At 33.3% G+C, this 20,366-nt stretch carries 20 protein-coding genes and 1 tRNA gene; 6 read left to right on the top strand and 15 right to left on the bottom strand.

What is annotated here, in order from left to right:
- Positions 1–415 precede the first annotated feature (415 nt).
- From M0M57_RS16345 to M0M57_RS16290, 12 genes are all read right to left on the bottom strand, one after another.
- Positions 416–500 (bottom strand) — tRNA-Ser (locus tag M0M57_RS16345).
- 168 nt (positions 501–668) lie between these two features.
- A complete protein-coding gene (ribB, locus tag M0M57_RS16340) occupies positions 669–1,799 on the bottom strand; it encodes a 3,4-dihydroxy-2-butanone-4-phosphate synthase (RefSeq protein ID WP_407647446.1) in 1,131 nt (376 codons plus the stop codon).
- A gap of 8 nt (positions 1,800–1,807) precedes the next feature.
- Positions 1,808–3,268, bottom strand: a complete 1,461-nt coding sequence (locus tag M0M57_RS16335; RefSeq protein ID WP_248434169.1) for an LptF/LptG family permease — start codon at positions 3,266–3,268, stop codon at positions 1,808–1,810.
- Between the two features lie 8 nt (positions 3,269–3,276).
- Positions 3,277–3,918, bottom strand: coding sequence for a LolA family protein (locus tag M0M57_RS16330; protein ID WP_248434168.1), 642 nt, complete (start codon positions 3,916–3,918; stop codon positions 3,277–3,279).
- 1 nt (position 3,919) lies between these two features.
- Entirely contained in the window at positions 3,920–6,370 is a 2,451-nt protein-coding gene (locus M0M57_RS16325; RefSeq protein WP_248434167.1) for a DNA translocase FtsK, read from the bottom strand.
- Between the two features lie 45 nt (positions 6,371–6,415).
- A complete protein-coding gene (locus M0M57_RS16320) occupies positions 6,416–6,799 on the bottom strand; it encodes a diacylglycerol kinase family protein (protein WP_248434166.1) in 384 nt (127 codons plus the stop codon).
- Between the two features lie 7 nt (positions 6,800–6,806).
- Positions 6,807–7,304, bottom strand: coding sequence for a thiol peroxidase (gene tpx / locus M0M57_RS16315; RefSeq protein WP_248434165.1), 498 nt, complete (start codon positions 7,302–7,304; stop codon positions 6,807–6,809).
- Positions 7,305–7,420: 116 nt separating this feature from the next.
- On the bottom strand, positions 7,421–7,678 hold the full coding sequence (locus tag M0M57_RS16310; RefSeq protein ID WP_248434164.1) for a DUF6952 family protein: 258 nt from the start codon (positions 7,676–7,678) through the stop codon (positions 7,421–7,423).
- A complete protein-coding gene (locus tag M0M57_RS16305) occupies positions 7,678–7,992 on the bottom strand; it encodes a thioredoxin family protein (protein ID WP_248434163.1) in 315 nt (104 codons plus the stop codon). The genes M0M57_RS16310 and M0M57_RS16305 overlap by 1 nt, the downstream gene beginning before the upstream one ends.
- A gap of 35 nt (positions 7,993–8,027) precedes the next feature.
- Entirely contained in the window at positions 8,028–8,666 is a 639-nt protein-coding gene (locus M0M57_RS16300; protein WP_248434162.1) for a peroxiredoxin, read from the bottom strand.
- Between the two features lie 283 nt (positions 8,667–8,949).
- Complete coding sequence (nhaC, locus tag M0M57_RS16295; RefSeq protein ID WP_248434161.1) at positions 8,950–10,431, bottom strand: Na+/H+ antiporter NhaC; 1,482 nt, start codon at positions 10,429–10,431, stop codon at positions 8,950–8,952.
- An 89-nt stretch (positions 10,432–10,520) separates the two neighbouring features.
- Positions 10,521–11,747 carry an aminotransferase class I/II-fold pyridoxal phosphate-dependent enzyme gene (locus M0M57_RS16290; protein ID WP_248434160.1) on the bottom strand — a complete coding sequence of 409 codons (1,227 nt, stop codon included), beginning with the start codon at positions 11,745–11,747 and terminating at the stop codon, positions 10,521–10,523.
- A gap of 168 nt (positions 11,748–11,915) precedes the next feature.
- Here M0M57_RS16290 and M0M57_RS16285 point away from each other — a divergent pair, with 168 nt between their 5' ends.
- The 3 genes from M0M57_RS16285 (at position 11,916) to M0M57_RS16275 (ending at position 14,033) form a co-directional block, all read left to right on the top strand.
- A complete protein-coding gene (locus tag M0M57_RS16285) occupies positions 11,916–12,377 on the top strand; it encodes an Lrp/AsnC family transcriptional regulator (protein ID WP_248434159.1) in 462 nt (153 codons plus the stop codon).
- A gap of 83 nt (positions 12,378–12,460) precedes the next feature.
- Positions 12,461–13,609, top strand: a complete 1,149-nt coding sequence (gene bshA / locus M0M57_RS16280; RefSeq protein ID WP_248434158.1) for an N-acetyl-alpha-D-glucosaminyl L-malate synthase BshA — start codon at positions 12,461–12,463, stop codon at positions 13,607–13,609.
- Position 13,610: 1 nt separating this feature from the next.
- Positions 13,611–14,033 (top strand): protease complex subunit PrcB family protein, encoded by a 423-nt coding sequence (locus tag M0M57_RS16275; RefSeq protein ID WP_248434157.1) that lies wholly within the window; start codon positions 13,611–13,613, stop codon positions 14,031–14,033.
- Positions 14,034–14,076: 43 nt separating this feature from the next.
- Here the strand turns inward: M0M57_RS16275 and M0M57_RS16270 are convergent, their stop codons facing one another.
- Together M0M57_RS16270 and M0M57_RS16265 are read right to left on the bottom strand one after the other, a co-directional pair.
- Positions 14,077–14,577 (bottom strand): hypothetical protein, encoded by a 501-nt coding sequence (locus tag M0M57_RS16270; protein ID WP_248434156.1) that lies wholly within the window; start codon positions 14,575–14,577, stop codon positions 14,077–14,079.
- A gap of 99 nt (positions 14,578–14,676) precedes the next feature.
- Entirely contained in the window at positions 14,677–15,507 is an 831-nt protein-coding gene (locus tag M0M57_RS16265; RefSeq protein ID WP_248434155.1) for a UDP-2,3-diacylglucosamine diphosphatase, read from the bottom strand.
- A 160-nt stretch (positions 15,508–15,667) separates the two neighbouring features.
- Here M0M57_RS16265 and aroC point away from each other — a divergent pair, with 160 nt between their 5' ends.
- The 3 genes from aroC (at position 15,668) to M0M57_RS16250 (ending at position 19,017) form a co-directional block, all read left to right on the top strand.
- On the top strand, positions 15,668–16,729 hold the full coding sequence (aroC, locus tag M0M57_RS16260) for a chorismate synthase (protein ID WP_248436770.1): 1,062 nt from the start codon (positions 15,668–15,670) through the stop codon (positions 16,727–16,729).
- Between the two features lie 4 nt (positions 16,730–16,733).
- Positions 16,734–17,996 carry a dicarboxylate/amino acid:cation symporter gene (locus M0M57_RS16255; protein ID WP_248434154.1) on the top strand — a complete coding sequence of 421 codons (1,263 nt, stop codon included), beginning with the start codon at positions 16,734–16,736 and terminating at the stop codon, positions 17,994–17,996.
- Between the two features lie 61 nt (positions 17,997–18,057).
- A complete protein-coding gene (locus tag M0M57_RS16250; protein WP_248434153.1) occupies positions 18,058–19,017 on the top strand; it encodes a T9SS-dependent choice-of-anchor J family protein in 960 nt (319 codons plus the stop codon).
- Positions 19,018–19,088: 71 nt separating this feature from the next.
- Here M0M57_RS16250 and M0M57_RS16245 read toward each other — a convergent pair whose 3' ends face one another.
- Positions 19,089–20,363 (bottom strand): glucose-1-phosphate adenylyltransferase, encoded by a 1,275-nt coding sequence (locus M0M57_RS16245; RefSeq protein WP_248434152.1) that lies wholly within the window; start codon positions 20,361–20,363, stop codon positions 19,089–19,091.
- Between the last annotated feature and the right edge of the window lie 3 nt (positions 20,364–20,366).

Here is a 20,366-nt window from a genome sequence, read left to right as displayed (position 1 = left end):
ATCAAGCTTCGGTAGTTTTTTTACTTTCGTTAATTATGTGTATTTTCTCACCCATCGAGCATGCATAATAATCTTCTTCTTGATTGTAATGAAGGTTTCTTTACTAAATGGTTTGTGTTTTTTTGATAATTTTTGTCTTGTCCTTTGTCAAAAGTATTGTATTCACATAAGCTGTTAAGCCTTGTTGTTTTAAATAATCAATCATTACAAAACCATATTGAACTATTTTGACAATAGAAGTACTATTGCTTAAGCAGGATCTTTTAATGCGAAAACAAGAGCCTTTACAAGCAAATTTACAGGGGACAGAAGTATAGAATTTTTCCTCTTTAGACTAACTAATTTATATGCTTAATAAGAGAGAAGTATTAAAAAGAAAAAAGCCTTGTATATCAAAAAGATTACAAGGCTTCTGCGGAGAAAGAGGGATTCGAACCCCCGGACCTGTTACAGTCAACAGTTTTCAAGACTGCCGCAATCGACCACTCTGCCATTTCTCCAATAAGCACAACCATTTTCTGATTGCGAGTGCAAATATAGAACGATTTTTGGTTTAAACAAACCTTTTTTTACTAAAAATCTATACTATTTAAAAAGTATCAACTAATCGTTTCATTATCTATGATTTAGATAGAAAGTTTATTTCAGAAAGACTTTAAAATCGGCAATTAATACTGTACGTATTCCATAATTTCCAAACCATAACCAATCATTCCGACTCTTTTTGTTTGTTCGGAATTTGAAAGTAATCGGATTTTTGAAATATCAATATCGTGCAGAATTTGGGCACCAATACCAAAATCTTTGGCATCCATTCTAATAGGTGGAGCTTTCATTTGTCCTTCTTCTTGTAATACTTTGAGTTCACCTAAGCGATTGAGCAATTCTATCGATGGAATTTCTTGGTTGATAAAAATTATCGCACCTTCACCTTCTTCATTAATACGATTGAACATGCTTTCCAAACGTTTATCTGAATTGTTGGTTAACGTTTCTAAAATATCATTATTCACTTGTTTCGAATTGATTCGTGTTAAAACAGCATCGCCATTATTCCAACTACCTTTCGTTAAAGCCAAATGTACTTGTTTATTGGTGGTTTGAAGATAAGCTCTCAATCGAAATGAACCAAAGCGAGTGTTGATTTCAAAATCTTCTTTTTTCTGAATCAAGCTGTCATGTTGCATTCTGTAAGCGACCAAGTCTTCAATAGAAACTAATTTTAAATCAAATTTTTTGGCAACTTCAACTAATTGCGGTAAACGAGACATCGAACCGTCTTCGTTCATAATTTCACAAATAACACCGGCGGGAGTAAATCCGGCAAGTCTAGCAAAATCGATAGCGGCTTCTGTATGGCCGGTTCTTCGTAAAACGCCACCTTGCTTAGCAATTAACGGAAAAATATGTCCTGGTCTTGCTAAATCAAACGGTTTTGTGTTTTCATCCACTAGAGCTAAAATGGTTTTTGCTCTGTCTGCTGCAGAAATGCCGGTAGAAACGCCATGCCCTTTTAAATCAATAGAAACCGTAAAAGCTGTTTCCATGTGATCGGTGTTGTTACTCACCATGGTATGAAGTTCTAATTCTTTGCATCGTCTTTCGGTTAGCGGAGCACAAATGAGACCGCGACCGTGTGTTGCCATAAAATTGATCATTTCCGGAGTTACTTTTTCGGCTGCCGCCAAAAAATCGCCTTCGTTTTCACGATCTTCATCATCTACTACAATGATTACTTTTCCTTGACGGATGTCTTCTATGGCTTCTTCAATCGTATTTAGTTGTATTTTTTGAGACATGATTAATTTTAGTTTTGTTCAGAAGAACGCTTTTTAAATAATTTTAAGATTGGCTGTAAAATAACATCCATATTAACCAATCCAATATCGTTAGTAGCTCTGTAGGTTAGTAAAATGGCAACCGGTGTAAGTATAATGGATGACATCCAAGCACCAAAGAAAGGTGTAATTGCATCTTCTTGGGCTAGTTTTTTTCCAAAAACATTAATAAAATGGTAAACAATAAAAACGACCATTGCAAAGACAATTGGTAAGCCTAATCCTCCTTTTCTAATGATGGCACCAATTGGTGCTCCGATAAAAAACATTAGCAAGCAAGCATAAGCAATCACAAATTTATCATACAAGGCTAACCAATGGTTGTTAATATTTTTTATTTTTCCTTCTAATTCAAATTTTGAACCTTCAATAGAAAATTTTGTATTTGCAATATTTGCTTTAGCAATATCATAAACACTGCTTTTTTGATTTGGTTGTAGTATAGTTATTAAATCTTTCACGTTACCATTTTTTTTAACTTTTTCTGCAACTGTCGTGTCTTTTCTACTGTATTTTGTAGGTTGAGCATAAAATGAAACATAACGTTGTTTCATATTTTCAGTATAAGAAATGATATCTTTTTTATGATTAATTTCTAATGAATCAAGCGTGTATCTCAGTTCATTGATATTAAGCATGTTATTGGTATTAGCAATTTGGTCGGCATCCATGTCTGTTTTTTGTAATGGAGCCAAATCAAAATTAATAATGTATTTTTTAAAGGCACTTTTTGCAAATGGAACTTTGTTCTTTTCCGCATAATTTTTTACAGGTACATCTTCATAATAATTTCCATCAAACAAAATTAATTGAAGAAAATTAGAGTTTTCGGTGCTAATTAACTCTCCTCGTTTTGCTTTGATAACCACATTTGTGCCTACTCCCAAATTAGATAATTTATGTATGGTAACATCGCGTAATAAATTATCGTTATCGCCATATTTTTCTGCTACTTTTATAGTATGATTTCCAACAGTGCTAAATTGACCTTCCGCAATTGCCATGGAAGGTTTTTGCTGAACAATGCTTTTACGAAGGTTAATGAATTTGAATTGAGCTTGAGGAATGATATTATTGGCAAATAAAAAAGCTACAAAGCTCAACCCTAAAATAAAAATAGTCAAAGAGTGCATAGCACGTCTCAGCGATATTCCGGAAGATTTCATTGCAGCAAATTCATAATTTTCGGCAAAATTACCGAAAGTCATTATGGAAGCCAATAATACCGAAAGTGGTAATACTAACGGAACTACGGTAGGAGAATAAAAGGTGAGAAATTTAATAATCAAATAGCTATCTAAATCTTTTCCGGCTAAATCGGCAATAAAAAGCCATATTCCCTGAAGTATAAAGATAAAAAAGAGGATAACAAATACCGTAGCAAATGTACTCAAAAATGAAGTCAGGATATAGCGATCGAGAATTTTCACCGTAAAAATTAGTCTATTCTATTGATGTAGTAATTTTTGAATTTACTCTCGTCAAAGGTAAACTGATTTTTTGATAATGGCTGATTGGTTTTGAAAGAATTAACAGTGAGTGTTGTTTTAGTTCCTTTTTTGCCTACTTCAATCAAATTGTAGATGTTTTTTGTTTGAACATCAATTCCCAAAAGAATTTCTTTTCGTTGATCTTTTGAACTAATTGGTACTAATTTGATGTATTGAATTTTTCTGCCTTTTATATCTTGAGGAATATCCCAATAATATTTATATCCTTCATTAAAAAAGGTTAACATTTTGGAGGGTGTAATGGCATTTTCATCTTTTTCATCCACTTTAGAAATTGTTACTTCTTCATCTTCCGGAACTATTGTGTAGGTTTTTTTTCCATCAAAAATCTTCGTTGTTCCCATGAAATTCAAGTGGTAAAGATTTCCTTTTAAAATTACATTTCCTTTACTACCCTGATTGATGTTTTCTTTGGTATTTTGAAGACTGTATTTAAAATCGATTGAAATGTTTTCGTAGCTTTTTACTTTAGCAGTTACTTCATCCAATAAATCTTTTGCTTTTTTATCCTGTGCTTGTACACTAAATACAGATAAAAACAGAATTGAAATCCAGATAAATTTTTTCATTTTAAGCATTGTTTTGTTCGTTGTTAAAAAATTCGTTTAACGAATTCAAGTCAGGAATATTCACCGATCGGGCTTTGCTTCCTTCAAAAGGTCCTACAATTCCGGCAGCTTCCAATTGATCTATCAATCTTCCGGCACGATTGTAACCTAGTTTTAACTTTCGTTGCAATAATGAGGCAGAACCTTGTTGTGCGGTTACAATCACCTCGGCAGCATCCCTAAACATTGAATCACGTTCGGATATATCTATATCAAGCATTGTGCCACTTTCTTCGCCAACGTATTCAGGAAGCAGATAGGCATTTGGATACGCTTTTTGCGAACCTATGAATTCAGTGATGCGTTCAACTTCCGGAGTATCAACAAAAGCACATTGCACACGAACCAAATCATTGCCATTTGTATATAGCATATCACCACGACCAATTAACTGATCGGCTCCTTGTGTATCTAAAATTGTTCGTGAATCGATTTTGGAAGTTACTCTAAACGCAATACGTGCAGGGAAGTTAGCTTTAATTAAACCTGTAATTACATTCACCGAAGGGCGTTGTGTAGCAATAATTAAATGAATTCCGATTGCACGAGCTAATTGTGCCAAACGGGCGATTGGTGTTTCAACTTCTTTTCCGGCGGTCATAATCAAATCGGCAAACTCATCAACCACCAATATAATGTAAGGTAAAAAGCGATGACCTTCGTTTGGATTTAGTTTTCGAGCTTTAAACTTATCATTGTATTCCTTGATATTTCTAACCATCGCATCTTTTAAAAGCGTATAACGGTTATCCATTTCAATACACAACGAATTTAAAGTATTGATAACCTTTGTGTTATCTGTAATTATGGCATCTGAATTATCTGGTAATTTGGCCAAATAATGACGTTCAATTTTATTAAAAAGTGTTAGCTCTACTTTTTTGGGATCTACCAACACGAATTTTACTTCAGCAGGATGTTTTTTGTATAATAAAGAAGTCAACACCGCATTTAATCCAACCGATTTTCCTTGTCCTGTAGCACCGGCCATCAAAAGGTGAGGCATCTTAGCTAAATCAACCACAAACGTTTCGTTGGAAATTGTTTTACCTAAGGCTAAAGGCAGTTCCATTTCGGCTTCTTGAAAACGAGAAGAACCAATGACCGATTTCATCGGAACCATCGTAGGATTTTTGTTTGGCACTTCAATACCAATTGTTCCTTTTCCGGGAATTGGAGCAATAATACGAATACCTAAAGCTGAAAGTGATAAGGCGATATCATCTTCTAAACTTTTAATTTTTGAAATACGAATACCGGCTTCAGGAACAATTTCATATAAAGTAACAGACGGACCAACAGTGGCTTTGATTTGAGCAATATCGATTTTATAGTTACGAAGTGTTTCTAAAATTCTGTTTTTATTTTCTTCTAATTCTTCTTGATTAATTGTAATTCCGCTTGAGCCATAGTCTTTTAATAAATCTAATGTTGGGAATTTGTATTTTGATAATTCTAATGTTGGATCAAATTCTCCAAAATCGGCCACTAATTTAGCAGCTAAATTTTCTTCAATTTGTTCTTCCTCAGGAGCTTTTTCTATTACAAACTGTTCATCATCCGTTTTTATGATTTCCGGTTCTCTGGAAATTGGAAGAGGATTTGGTTCTAATGTTTTAATCTTTGGTTCGAGATTAATTTCAGAAGCATTTTCAATAGTTGGTTTGAGATTTTCTTTATTTATTTCGAAGGATGAAGCAGGTTTTTTGATTGAAATTACACCATCTTCTAATTCTTCTTCCTTTTTAGTTTCAATAGGTTGATCAAATGGATTGATAGCAGCGGCTTCTTCTAAATCTTCTTTAATTTCATTTTTCTTTCTTTCAAATAATTTTTGAAACGTTTCAGGCGAAACATTTACTTTAAAAATCAAATAAATTAGAAAACTGAAAACCAAGACTAAAAGCGTTCCTGGTTTTCCCATGAAATCTTGAATATAGGAATTCATTTCAAACCCGACAATTCCGCCTAATTCAGGAATATAATTTGAAAAGAATCCAAACATTAAGGAGAAATTTACCATCGCAAATAAATCCCAAAACCATAAATTCTTTAATTTTTTTAGAGGAAGGCTCAGAATCATGTAGATTCCCGACATAAAAAACAGACGAACGAGTAGGAAGGAAGCTATTCCAAAACCTCTATAAAGAAACAAATCAGCTAAGTAAGCACCCACTTTTCCCAACCAATTTTTCACATCAACAGAACGGTTACTTATGCTGCTAACGGCACTCTGGTCTTCTTGCCAATGAATAAAAAAGGAAACCATCGACAGAAACAAAGCTACTGAAAAAAGCACCAAAAAACAGCCAAACAAGAATCGATGTTGTTTGGAAAATTTGAATATTTTTTTATTTTCAGATTTTGCTTCTGCTTCTTTTTTGGCAGAATTTGTCGAAGATGTTTTAGCCATTAACTCCCTTAATTTGTTGTAAAAGTAACTATTTTTAGATTATTTTCAATATAATTTGACAAGGTAAGGAACATAAATTATCATTCCTACAGCAATTGCCGTTAAAGCTGCAAAAAATACCGCACCGGCTGCAATATCTTTGATAAATCCGATTTTTTCATGATAATTGGGATGAACAAAATCAGCTACTTTTTCAACCGCAGTATTCAATCCTTCAATAGATAAAACCAAACCGATGCAAAGGGTTTGAATTAACCATTCGCTTTTTGAAATATCAAAATAAAATCCGGCAAGCGTAACAATAATTCCTAAAGAAAACTGAACCATTACGCTGTGCTCTGTTGACAAAAGTTTATATGCACCTTTAAAAGCGTAAACGATACTTTTTAAACGTCCGATAAAAAAACTATTGTCTTTTTGAAATTCCATAATTTATTTAAAGTGCAGCTAATGCCGTTTCATAATTTGGCTCGTCTGCAATTTCAGGAACTTGTTGAGAATGAGTCACCACTCCGTTTTCATCTACTACAATTACTACTCTTGAGTGAAGCCCGGCCAATGGTCCGTCTGTCATGGTTAAACCGTAATTTTTCCCAAAATCTCCTTCTTTGAAATCGGATAAATTTTCAACATTTTCAATTCCTTCTGCACCGCAAAAACGTTTTTGAGCAAATGGCAAATCGCGAGAAATGCAAAGCACTTTTGTATTCTCTAAAGTTGATGCTTTTTGGTTAAAAGTTCTAACGGAAGTTGCACAAACTCCGGTATCAACGCTTGGAAAAATATTTAGAACTAATTTACTTCCTGCAAAATCACTTAATGAAGCGACTGATAAATCTGTTTTTACTAATTGAAAGTCAGGTGCTTTTGAACCAACTTTTGGTAATTCACCATTGGTATGAATAGGATTTCCTCCTAAAGTAATTGTTGCCATGTTTTTACATTTTTTAAGATTTCAAAAATAGGAATTATTTAATAAAGTTTCTCTTATACCACCAACAAAAAAACGCTTCCCGAAAGAAGCGTCTTTAATAGGTATTTGTATGGAAATTATTTGTCTATTGAACCCAAAACCCGTTGCATGAAACTGTTTAATGCCTCTTTTTTCTCCATTCCGTTTTGTATGGATTTGTGCACTTCAAGAGCTCCGTACATATTTGAAATTAATTCACCAATTACATCCAATTCTTCGTCTTTTAGTGAAGGAACTTCGGTTAAAGCTTCCAAAACTTCGATGGTTTCAACGAGATAATCTTGATCGTTTTCCTCAATAAATTGAGTTAACTGTTTGATAACGGGTAGTTTCATTAGTTTGCTGAAATTTCTGAAACTAATTCAGCTAAAACTTCTGCTTTGTTGGTTTGGGTTTGATTCATTAATTTGCCATTTACAAATGTGGCAAATGTTGGTAAATTGGAAACATTTGCTAATTTTCTTGATTCTGGAGAATTTTCCGCATCAACCAGAACAAATGTAATTCCGTCGTTTTCTGAAGCCAATTTTTTAAATTTTGGTTTCATAATTCTACAATTTCCACACCAAGAAGCAGAATATTGAACCACTACTTTGTTGTTTTGATTGACTAAATCTTGAAGTGTATCTTCGGTTAAATCGATTAACATAAAAATTAGAATTTAGAGTTTAGAATTCAGAATTTTTAGTTTTGACTTAAATAAGCAGCAGTGCTTAAACGGTCAGCAGCCATTGCTTCTTTTCCTTCTTCCCAGTTGGCAGGACAAACTTCACCTTTGGTTTGAACGTGCGTATAAGCATCAATTAAACGCAAATATTCGTTTACATTTCTTCCTAACGGCATATCGTTTACACTTTCGTGGAAAATTTTTCCGGTTTCATCAATTAAATAAGTAGCTCTGTAGGTTACATTAGAACCTGAAATCAAATAAGTTTCAGTATCTTCATTATATTCTCCGGCTTCGATATCTAAAATTCCTAAAGCAGAAGATAAATTTCTCGTTGTATCTGCAATTAAAGGATACGTTACACCTTCAATTCCACCATTATTTTTTGCTGTATTTAACCACGCAAAATGTACTTCATTTGTATCGCAAGAAGCACCAATTACAATTGTATTTCTTTTTTCAAATTCAGGTAAAGCTGTCTGAAAAGCGTGTAATTCAGTTGGACAAACAAAGGTGAAATCTTTTGGATACCAAAACAAGATCACTTTTTTGTTGTTTTTAACCGCTTCGTCCAACACGTTGATTCTCAAATTGTCTCCCATTTCTGAAATTGCATCAACTGTAATGTTTGGAAATTTTTTACCTACTAATGACATAATTATTTATTTTTTTTAATTGTTAAATTCTGATGCAAATTTACGCTATTAAACGGGTGTGAACTATGATAAATGTCATTCAAAATTTTAATGAAGCCATTGATTTTATTGATGCTGACAGAGGATTGTATCTAAATCTTGCAAGTGTGCAATTTTAGTTTGCTTTTATTTATGTATTCGTAATTTTCTTATTAAACTATTGTATAATTAACAATTGTTAAAGTTAAATTAAAATAAAAAACTGCCGATTAAAGCAGTTTTTATGATTTATGATAGACAAACCTTATTTAGAAGTTAATTGTTTAATTTTAATGTTAAACGCAGCAAACAACAAAGTCATAAACGGACTAATGATGTTGAAGAAAGCATAAGGTAAATATGCCCAAGTTGAAACACCTAAAACACCTGCTTGATATGCTCCACAAGTATTCCATGGAATTAAAACGGAGGTTACAGTTCCTGAATCTTCTAATGTTCTACTCAGATTCTCAGGAGCTAAACCTTTATCTTTATAAGCTTTAGCAAACATTTTTCCAGGAACAACAATGGCTAAATATTGATCGGAAGCAGTTAGATTTAAAGCTAAACAACTGGCAACTGTACTGGCAAATAATCCCAATGTGGTATGAAAAAGTTTTAATAACGAATCTGTAATTCTTGTTAAGGCTCCAATAGCTTCCATAACGCCACCAAAAACCATAGCACAAAGAATCAACCAAATAGTTCCCAACATCCCTTTCATTCCTTTAGAAGAAAATAGATTTGAAAGCATTTCGTTTGTTGTTTCTATTGAAGTTTCTACTGTTATTGCATTCATAACTCCTCTGTAACCGGAAATGAAAGATAATTTATCACTTCCACCAATTTTCGCTACTAATTCCGGTTGAAAAACTAAAGCGAAAACTCCACCTAATAATGTTCCTATTAAAAGTGCAATAAGTGGCTCTGTTTTTTTTACAATTAAAAAAATAACGATTCCCGGAACCAAAAATAACCAAGGTGAAATGTTAAACGTTTCTTTTATAGAGCTTAATGTTTCAGCGGTATCGCCTCCGCCATTTGTGGTCTGGGCTAATCCTAGAAATATAAAAAGGATTAGTGATAAAATCATAGTAGGAACTGTCGTTAAAGTCATATACCGAATATGTGTAAACAAATCGGTTCCGGCCATGGCAGGGGCAAGGTTAGTTGTGTCTGATAAAGGAGAAAGCTTATCACCAAAATAAGCTCCTGAAACGACTGCTCCGGCAACCATTCCGAGTGGCATTCCAATTGTTGATCCAATACCAATTAGAGCAATTCCTACTGTAGCAGAAGTTGTCCACGAGCTTCCTGTTGCAATTGAAATTACAGCACATATAACCAAACAAGCCGGTAAAAATATTGCAGGATGAAGGATTTGAAGACCGTAATAAATCATCGTTGGAATTACACCACTCAATAACCAAGTTCCCGAAAGTGCTCCAACCATTAGTAGAATTAAAATTGCCCCTGAAGTAGATTTTACGTTTTTTGAAATGTCTTCCATCATAGCTCCATAAGAAACTTTGTTTCTAAACCCTACTATTGCGGCAATGGCAGCACCAATGATTAAAGCAAATTGATTAGGACCAGAAGTAGCACTGTCGCCGTAGGCATAAACATTATAACCTAAAATTCCAATTAATAAAAAAATAGGGAGAAGGGCTTCAAAAAGCGATAAATTTTTATTCTCAATAAGTTGTTCGTCTTTGGGATCGAATGGTTTGATGTCTTGACTTTCCATGTATTTTGTTTGTGGATGCAATATATAAAAAAATCATGAAAACAGAATTAAATTAAAAATCCGACTCGTTAGAGTCGGATTCAAAGTGTTTATACTTCTTGAAGTTCTTTTAAAACCCCTATTTCTTTCATGCAGGCTTTCATCATTTGATAGGTTCGCTCAATATCGTTATCTAAACCAATTGAAAAGCGAATTAAACCATCGGTTAAACCCATTTCTTTTTGTTCGTCAAGCGGAATTTCAGAAGAAGTGGAAGTTCCTGGAGCACTGAATAATGTTTTATAAAATCCTAAACTTACGGCTAAGTAACCTAAGTTTCTATTTTGCATTAATTCCATTAATTCGTTGGCTTTGTCTAGTGAACCCACATCAACCGTCATCATCCCACCAAAACCATATTCTTTATTAATCATTTTGGAATAAATTTCGTGACTTGGATGACTTTTCAAACCCGGATAAACCACTTTTAAGCCATCATTTTCAAATTTTTCAGCTAAATAATTGGCGTTGTGACTGTGTTGTTTCATTCGAATATGAAGCGTTCTCAAATTCTTTAAAATACTAGCCGAACGAAGACTATCCATTGTTGGTCCAAGTAACATACTTGCTCCGTTATTTACATTTTTTAAATCATTGATGAATTCTTGCGAAGCACAAACCACTCCACCAACTGTATCGCTACTTCCGTTGATGAATTTAGTTAAACTATGGATCACCACATCAGCACCCAATTTTGCAGGAGCTACAGAAAGTGGCGAAAAAGTATTATCAACAACCAATTTAATATTGTGCTTTTTTGCCAATTTAGCTAAGCTTTCAATATCAGCGACTTCTAATAAAGGATTACTTACGGTTTCACAATATAACACTTTGGTATTCTTTGTGATAGCTGCTTCAACTAAATCTAATTTTGTGATGTCAACAAAGTTGGTTTTGATGTTCCATTTTGGCAACATATTTTTCATAAAAGCATAGGTTCCGCCATAAATAGTTCTACTTGAAACAATTTCATCACCAGCAGCACACAATTGCATTAAAACCGGAGTAATTGCTCCCATTCCGGAAGCGGCAACATTGGCACTTTCTGTTCCTTCCATAGCGGCTAAAGCTTCACCTAAATATAAATTCATTGGCGAAGAATGACGAGAGTAGAGGTAACAACCTTCGGCATTTCCTTCAAACGTATCAAACATCGTTTTGGCAGAAAGAAAAGTATAGGTTGAACTATCAGAAATAGATGGATTTACACCACCAAATTCACCAAAATACTGCAGGTCTTGAATGTGATCTGCCGGATTAAATTGATTGTTTTTCATGTTTTTAGTTATACTATTAATAGTACAAATGAATAAATTAATAGTAAAAAAATCAACCTTATGAATAAAATTTAGATTATTTGTCTATTTAATTTAAATAATTTAGATTTTATTGTTATTTTTGATGTGATAAAGTAAATGATTTAGAAAAATATAAAATTTGAAAAAATGAGTTTAGATTCAATCGACAAAAAATTATTGATGCTATTGCAAGCAGATAGTAAAAAAACTACTAAAGAATTATCGATGAAATTGAATCTTTCCGTAACTGCAGTTTACGAAAGAATCAAGAAATTAGAACGTGAAGGAATCATCGAAAATTATGTTGCACTTTTGAATCGTTCAAAAATAAACAAAAGTTTTGTTGTTTTTTGTCATGTAAAATTAATTCAGCATACAAAAGAATATTTGAATACTTTTGAAAATGAAGTGATTCAGCTTCAGGAAGTTTTAGAATGTTTTCATGTGAGTGGGGATTATGATTATATATTGAAAGTTTGTTTGAGCAGTATGGAAGAATACCGAGAGTTCATGGTAACCAAACTCACTAATTTAAAACATATTGGTAGTACTCATAGTTCGTTTATGATTAGCGAATTAAAAAATAGTACACAATACGAATTGCTATAATGAATTGTAAAATCAATTTTTTAACGATTTCTTACCAAAAGCAAATGCTAAACGCAGTAACTTTGTTACACTAATTTTTATACATGAAAATAGCAATAGTTTGTTATCCAACGTTTGGAGGAAGTGGCGTGGTCGCTACAGAATTGGGGTTAGAATTGGCACAACGTGGTCATGAAATTCACTTCATAACCTACAAGCAACCGGTTCGATTAGCGTTACTTAATCCAAATTTACATTATCACGAAGTAAATGTTCCCGAATATCCACTATTTCATTATCAACCTTATGAATTGGCACTTTCGAGTAAGTTGGTTGATATGGTAAAACTGCACAAAATTGAATTATTGCACGTGCATTATGCCATTCCGCATGCTTATGCAGGTTACATGGCCAAACAAATGTTGAAAGCGGAAGGTATTTATATTCCAATGGTGACAACTTTGCACGGCACAGATATTACGTTAGTTGGAAAACATCCTTTCTATAAATCGGCAGTAACTTTTAGCATTAATCAATCGGATGTAGTGACTTCGGTTTCTCAAAGTTTAAAAGATGATACCTATAAACACTTTGCTGTTTCAAAAGATATTGAAGTCATTCCTAATTTTATCGAAATAAATAAAATCAAAATAGAAGAAGGAACGCCTTGTTACAGATCGCTCATGGCGAATGACGGAGAGCGTATCATTACCCACATAAGTAATTTTAGAAAAGTAAAACGAATTCCGGATATTATTAAGATTTTTTATAAAATTCAACAACAAATTCCTGCCAAACTAATGATGGTGGGCGAGGGGCCGGAAAAGGAAAATGCTGAATTATTATGTGAAGAACTAGGTATTTCTAACAAAGTTATCTTTTTTGGAAACAGCAATGAAATTGATAAAATTTTGTGTTTCACCGATTTATTTTTACTTCCATCTGAAACTGAAAGCTTTGGATTGGCAGCCTTAGAAGCCATGGCTTGCCATGTTCCTGTTATTTCCACCAATACTGGTGGCTTGCCGGAGGTTAATAGTGATGGTTTTTCCGGTTATTTAAGCAATGTAGGCGATATTGATGCAATGGCTGCCAATGCAATTAAAATAATTCAAGATGATTCAACGTTATCTACCTTTAAAAAGAATGCTTTTTCGATTGCAAAACAATTTGATATAATCAATATACTTCCGCTTTATGAGGCTGTTTATGAAAAAGCGATCAAAAATCAATTTAATTCTATTTCTAATTAAGATGAAAAAAATTATTGCCTTAACTTCTGTTTGTTTGTTATTGTTTTCATGTTCTACACAAAAAAATACAGATGAAAAACCACCACTTTATGAAATTTTAAAACAAAAGGAGATTGGCGGAGCAAATTTTCGTTTTTTTGAAATTATTACAGAGCAAAAAGAATTTAAAATGTTGTTGAATGATTCGGATTTGAAAAATAAAATCAAACCTTCGGATATCTACACAAGTAATTTTTTATTGTTAAATATGGGAGAGAAAAATTCCGGAGGTTATTCATTTTCAATTGAAAATGTAGAAGAAACCGAAAATGACATCATTATAACGATCAAAGAAAATGCACCAAAAGGAATGGCGACAACAGTAATGACTTATCCAATTTCAATAGTCAAGATTAATTCTAAAAAGAATATCATTATAAAATAAAAAAAAACGTCCCAAATTTGGGACGTTTTTAGTATACTAATTTTTAGAATTGATAACGAACACCTAAAGCGATATCCGGACCAAAATTTCTATCTCTATATCCATCTCCAACATAAACCTCAGGTCTAAAATCTAAAGATAATAATAGTGGAAAATCAAAATTATATTCAATTCCAATATCACCGGCTGCTAAAACATACGTTCCGCTATCTTTAAATTCATTGTTACCTGGACCTCTGTAATTATGGTTCCAACTTCCAACTCCGGCACCAACACCGGCATACCAATTAAATCCACCTTCAATGTTCCAAACCCATTGATAAAGACCAACTAATTTATAACCATCCCAATCTCTGCTGTTACGCCAGCCTAAATCGAATTCCAAACGATTGTTTTTCGAAAGTCCTCTTTGATAGGATATCTCACCGCCAAAACCATCGTTGTCACCAAGTCGTAAACCAATTGCATTTTTTGAGATTTCTTGAGCATTAGTACTCAAGACGAAGCCAAAAACCATGATGGCTGATAAAAGTACTTTTTTCATTTTTTGTTAATTTAAGATTTCTACAAAGATAACGCTCAATTTATAAAAATCGTATTTTAACAAGTTAAAGTATGTTAACAGAAACTTCTGTTAATGAAGCTATTTTTTTGAAAATAGCAATGAAGCAATAAGTTGTTCGCTAAGTTTGGTTTCCATTTCAAAGAAATCTTCTTCAATCATGTTAGAATCTTTGTCGTAGCGATATAATTTCCAACGCTTTTTGTTGTATTCCAAAGCGGTTAAATTTTCAACCCAATCACCTGAATTTAAATAGAAAGTAGTTCCTTTTTTATTGACTTTTCTAGTCATTTTTGGTTCATGAATGTGTCCGCAAATTACATAATCATAATGATTTTCAATGGCTAATTCTGATGCGGTTACTTCAAAATCTGAAATAAATTTCACAGCTTTTTTTACATTCGCTTTTATTTTTTTTGAGAAGGAGTAAGGCTCTTTACCCATTTTTTGAAGAATCCAATTCACAAATCGATTGGCAACGATTAATAAATCATAGCCCCAACCGCCTAATTTGGCAATCCATTTAGAATGTTGCACCGAAGCATCAAAAACATCACCATGAAAAATCCATGCTTTTTTTTCGTCTAATTCTAATACCAATTTATCAAGAATAGAAAAGTTTCCAATTTTTGTATCACTGAATTTCCGTAACATTTCATCATGATTTCCTGTGATGTAATATACTTCGGTTCCTTTGGAAGCTAAATCAATAATTTTTTTGATAACTTTTAAATGCGATTTTGGAAAATAAGATTTGCGAAACTGCCAAATATCAATGATATCACCATTTAAAACAAGAATCTTCGGTTTGATAGTAGAAAGATAGTGATAAAGTTCTTTTGCGTGGCAACCAAACGTTCCGAGATGTACATCGGAAATAACAACCACTTCAACTTTTCTCTTTTTAAGCATACATAAATGAGGTTTAGCAAATTAACATCCATTTTTTCGAGTTTGTTTTATCTAAAAGTTAACGAATTGAGGTTTCATATTATATTAATGTGAATTCAAATTAATTTTAATGACAATGTTTTATTGAAAAAACTTATTTTTGTTGAAACATCATCACACAATGGCAGGAAATAGCTATGGAACTTTATTCAGACTCACCACTTTTGGAGAATCGCACGGCGAAGCTTTAGGCGGTGTAATCGATGGTTGTCCTCCCGGAATTTCGTTAGATTTTGAAGCTATTCAACAAGAAATGATTCGGCGAAAACCAGGACAATCAGCAATTGTAACCCAACGAAAAGAACCAGACGAAGTTCAGTTTTTATCCGGAATTTTTGAAGGAAAAACAACCGGAACACCAATTGGTTTTATTATTCCAAATACGAATCAAAAATCGGATGATTATAGCCATATTAAAGAAGCATTCAGACCAAGTCATGCTGATTTTACGTATGAAAGAAAATACGGGATCAGAGATTATCGCGGTGGCGGAAGAAGTTCTGCACGCGAAACAGCCAGTAGAGTAGTGGCAGGAGCAATTGCAAAACAAATGCTTTCGGATGTAAAAATCAATGCGTTTGTTTCTTCTGTGGGTGATATTTTTATTGATAAACCCTATCAAGACTTAGATTTTTCTAAAATTGAAAATAATCCGGTTCGTTGTCCGGATGAAGTTACGGCAGCCAAAATGGAAGAATTAATTCGTTCTATAAGAAAAGACGGTGACACAGTTGGCGGAACGATAACCTGCGTGATTCAAAATGTTCCAATTGGTTTAGGTGAACCTGTTTTTGATAAATTGCATGCTGAATTAGGAAAAGCCATGTTGTCCATCAATGCAGTAAAAGGTTTTGAATTTGGAAGCGGCTTTTGTGGAGCAAGAATGAAAGGAAGCGAGCACAACGATTTATTTAATGAAAACGGAACTACAAAATCCAATTTATCTGGAGGAATTCAGGGCGGAATTTCTAACGGAATGGATATCTATTTTAGAGTAGCATTCAAACCTGTTGCCACCATCATGCAGAAACAAACAACAATTGATAAAGAAGGAAATTCTGTTGATTTAGAAGGAAAGGGAAGACATGATCCGTGTGTGGTGCCAAGAGCTGTTCCCATCGTGGAGGCAATGGCAGCTATCGTATTAGCAGATTTTTACTTATTACAAAAAACTTATAAATAAAACTATGAAACTAGCTTTACATTGGAAGATTCTTATCGGAATGATTCTTGGATTGGTCTTTGGGTATCTAATGAAAAACATGGAACTCAAAGAAATTGTTGTCGATTGGATAAAGCCTTTCGGAACAATTTTTATCAATTTATTAAAAATGATAGCAGTTCCGTTGATTGTTGTTTCATTGATAGTCGGACTTTCTGACTTAAAAGACATTTCAAAATTATCTAAACTTGGAGGAAGAACGGTTGCTTTGTATTTATTTTCAACTATTTGTGCCGTTTCTATTGGATTAGTTTTAGCAAATTTAATTAGACCTGGTGATTATATTAATGATGAATCTAGAAAAAGTTTATTAGATAATTTTGCCGGTGATGCAGCTCAAAAAATTGAATTGGCAGAAAAAGCAAAAAACAGTGGTCCTTTACAACCTTTGGTAGATGTGGTACCGGATAATTTTTTTATGGCGATGACAGACAATGCCTCAATGTTACAAGTCATTCTTTTTGTAATTTTAATTGGAATAGGTTTAATTTTAATCGACGAAAACAAAGCCAAGCCTGTTGTAGATTTTTTCAAGGGTTTGAACGATGTAATCTTAAAAATAATAGACATCATCATGCTTGGAGCTCCAATAGGTGTGTTTGCTCTAATGGCCGCATTAATGGTAGAGATTCCTGATTTTTCTACTCTAAATGCACTTTTGATTTATGCGTTAACAGTTGTGCTTGGACTTTCTGTGATGGTTTTTGTTTTATATCCAACTTTGTTGATTGTTTTGGCGAAATATTCTCCGGTTAAATTTTTTAAAGCTATTTCTCCAGCTCAATTATTAGCATTTTCAACGAGTTCAAGTGCTGCAACTTTGCCTGTTACAATGGAGAGAGTGACTGAACATGTAGGTGTTGATGAAGAGGTTTCCAGTTTTGTTTTACCATTAGGAGCCACTGTAAATATGGACGGAACTAGTTTATATCAAGCTGTCGCCGCTGTATTTATTGCTCAAGCAATGGGAATTCCGTTGGATTTACAAACACAATTAATGATTGTGGTTACAGCCACTTTGGCATCCATTGGTTCTGCTGCTGTGCCAAGTGCCGGAATGGTAATGCTCGTAATTGTTTTGGGACAAGCCGGAATTCCTGAAGCTGGATTGGCTTTGGTTTTTGCAATTGACAGACCTTTAGATATGTGTAGAACCGTAGTAAATGTAACGAGTGACGCAACAGTTGCTACGGTTGTTGCAAGTTCAGTTGGGAAAATTAATACATAAAAATATAATAATTAAAAAATAAATGTTATTTTCGTGGAATAATTTTTAAATAAATAATCTTATGAAAAAACTACTACTTACATTTTCTTTGTTGTTTTCATTAACAACTTTTTCTCAAATAACTATTTTTGAGGACAGTTTTGAAGCTTATGATGATTTTTCTACAAATGCTTTTGGCAACTGGACTGGATTGGATTTAGATTTACTAAACACATATCTTCCTTCTGGAATGCCTGATGGTGTTGAGTTATGGGGTACTGCTGGAGATCCTCAATCATTTATGGTATTTAATCCTACAGCAGCACAAGTAACTAATTCTACAGAAGCTTGTGCGACCGACACTGAAGACAGAAATTTTAACCCAAGAACAGGTAGCAAATATGCTGGATGTTGGGCTGGAATTCCAAATTCAAACGATCAAGTGGGTGTTGGAGCTAATGATGATTGGTTGGTGAGTCCGGCTATTCAACTTGGTAGTGCTGGTAACGTTTTGAGATTTTGGATTAAAGGACTTTCAACTTGTTATGGTAATGAAAAATATAGAGTTGGTATTTACGTTGGAAATGGTACACCAACATCAAGTAGTGATTTTACTGTGATATCAGGAATTCCTATTTTGCAAACTACTACTGATTGGACAGAGCGTATTATTAACATTAATCAAACTTATGCTGGTCAAGTTGTTAGATTTGGTATTAGATGTATATCTGATGACAGATACTTTTTTATGGTTGATGATTTCAAAGTAACTGCAACAACTTTAGGAGTTAATGATGTATTAAGCTCTAAATTTGCCGTTTATCCAAATCCTTCAAATTCTTTCGTAACAATTACCAACAACGATTCAATTTTATTAAGTAATGTATCGTTTACAGATTTAAATGGAAGAACAGTTAAGAACCAAGATTTCACTGGCGTTAGTTCTGCAGAAATTAATGTGTCTGACTTAACAACTGGAATTTATTTCATGAATGTTAACACTGATCAAGGTATGGTAACTAAAAAGTTTGTTAAAAACTAAACAAGTTAGTATAAAATATAAAGCCTTTCTAAATTATTAGAAAGGCTTTTTTATTTTGAGTTATTTTTTTTCTATTCAATTCTAAAACCATCCGGTAAAACAGCACCTTTTTTAACCACAATAATACCTTCTTTAATTGTGTACAATGGTGTGTTACTATCTTCTAAATGTTTTCCACCGTTTAAGTAAACATCATTGCCAATTCTACAATTTTTATCCACTATGGTGTTGTTGATGTAGCAACGCTTTCCAATCCCAATATTTTTGATGTTACTAGCAATATTTTGATTCAATTCATCTAAGTTTTGATAATAATCGCTACCCATTACATACGAATTTTTGATTATTGTACCTTCATCCACACGAGCACGAATTCCAATAACAGAATGTTCGATAATGGCTGAATTCAAAATACAACCTTCTGCTACAATAGATTTTTCAATAGTTGTTTTTCCTAATGTTTTTCCAGGAGGTAAAACCCTTGCACGAGTGTAAATTTTACTATTATTATCAAATAAATTAAACTTCGGAATATCATCGGTTAAACCTAAATTGGCTTCAAAAAACGAATCTATATTTCCAATATCTGTCCAATATCCTTCGTATTGATAACTTAGTATTCGTTGATTTCCAATAGCTTGAGGAATAATTTCTTTGCCAAAATCTTTCGTGTCCGGATTTTTCATCAAGTCAATCAATAAATCACGATTGAAGATGTAAATTCCCATTGAAGCCAAATAATGTCTACCTTCATTTTTCATTTCATCACTCACATCAGAAGTCCATTGTGGTAGTAATTCTGCAGAAGGTTTTTCTATAAAAGATGAAATAAAACTGTTTTCATCGGTTTTTAAAATTCCAAATTCAGGAGCTTCTTTAGCTGAAACCGGTAAAGTAGCAATCGTAATTGATGCACCACTTTTTTGATGAGCATTAATCATTTCATTAAAATCCATTTGATACAATTGATCGCCGGATAAAATCAGAGCATAATCGAATTCATGATTCAAAAAGTGCTGCATACATTGACGAACCGCATCGGCCGTTCCTTGAAACCAAGTAGGATTATCCGGAGTTTGTTCAGCGGCCAAAATATCGACAAAAGCAGTACTGAAATAACTAAAATGATAGGTATTTTTGATGTGTTGATTTAAGGAAGCCGAGTTAAATTGCGTCAATACAAACATTCGTTTAATGTCTGAATTAATACAATTTGAAATAGGAATATCCACTAAACGATATTTTCCTGCAATCGGAACAGCCGGTTTCGAACGACTTTCGGTTAATGGATACAATCGTGAGCCTTGTCCTCCTCCTAAAATAATGGCTAATACTTCTTTTTTCATGTT

It is taken from the genome of Flavobacterium azooxidireducens (genome assembly GCF_023195775.1).
GTDB classification, from domain to species: Bacteria; Bacteroidota; Bacteroidia; order Flavobacteriales; family Flavobacteriaceae; genus Flavobacterium; species Flavobacterium azooxidireducens.
The sequence above is the reverse complement of the archived record's forward strand: the minus strand, read 5'-3'. Positions and strand labels throughout refer to the sequence as shown.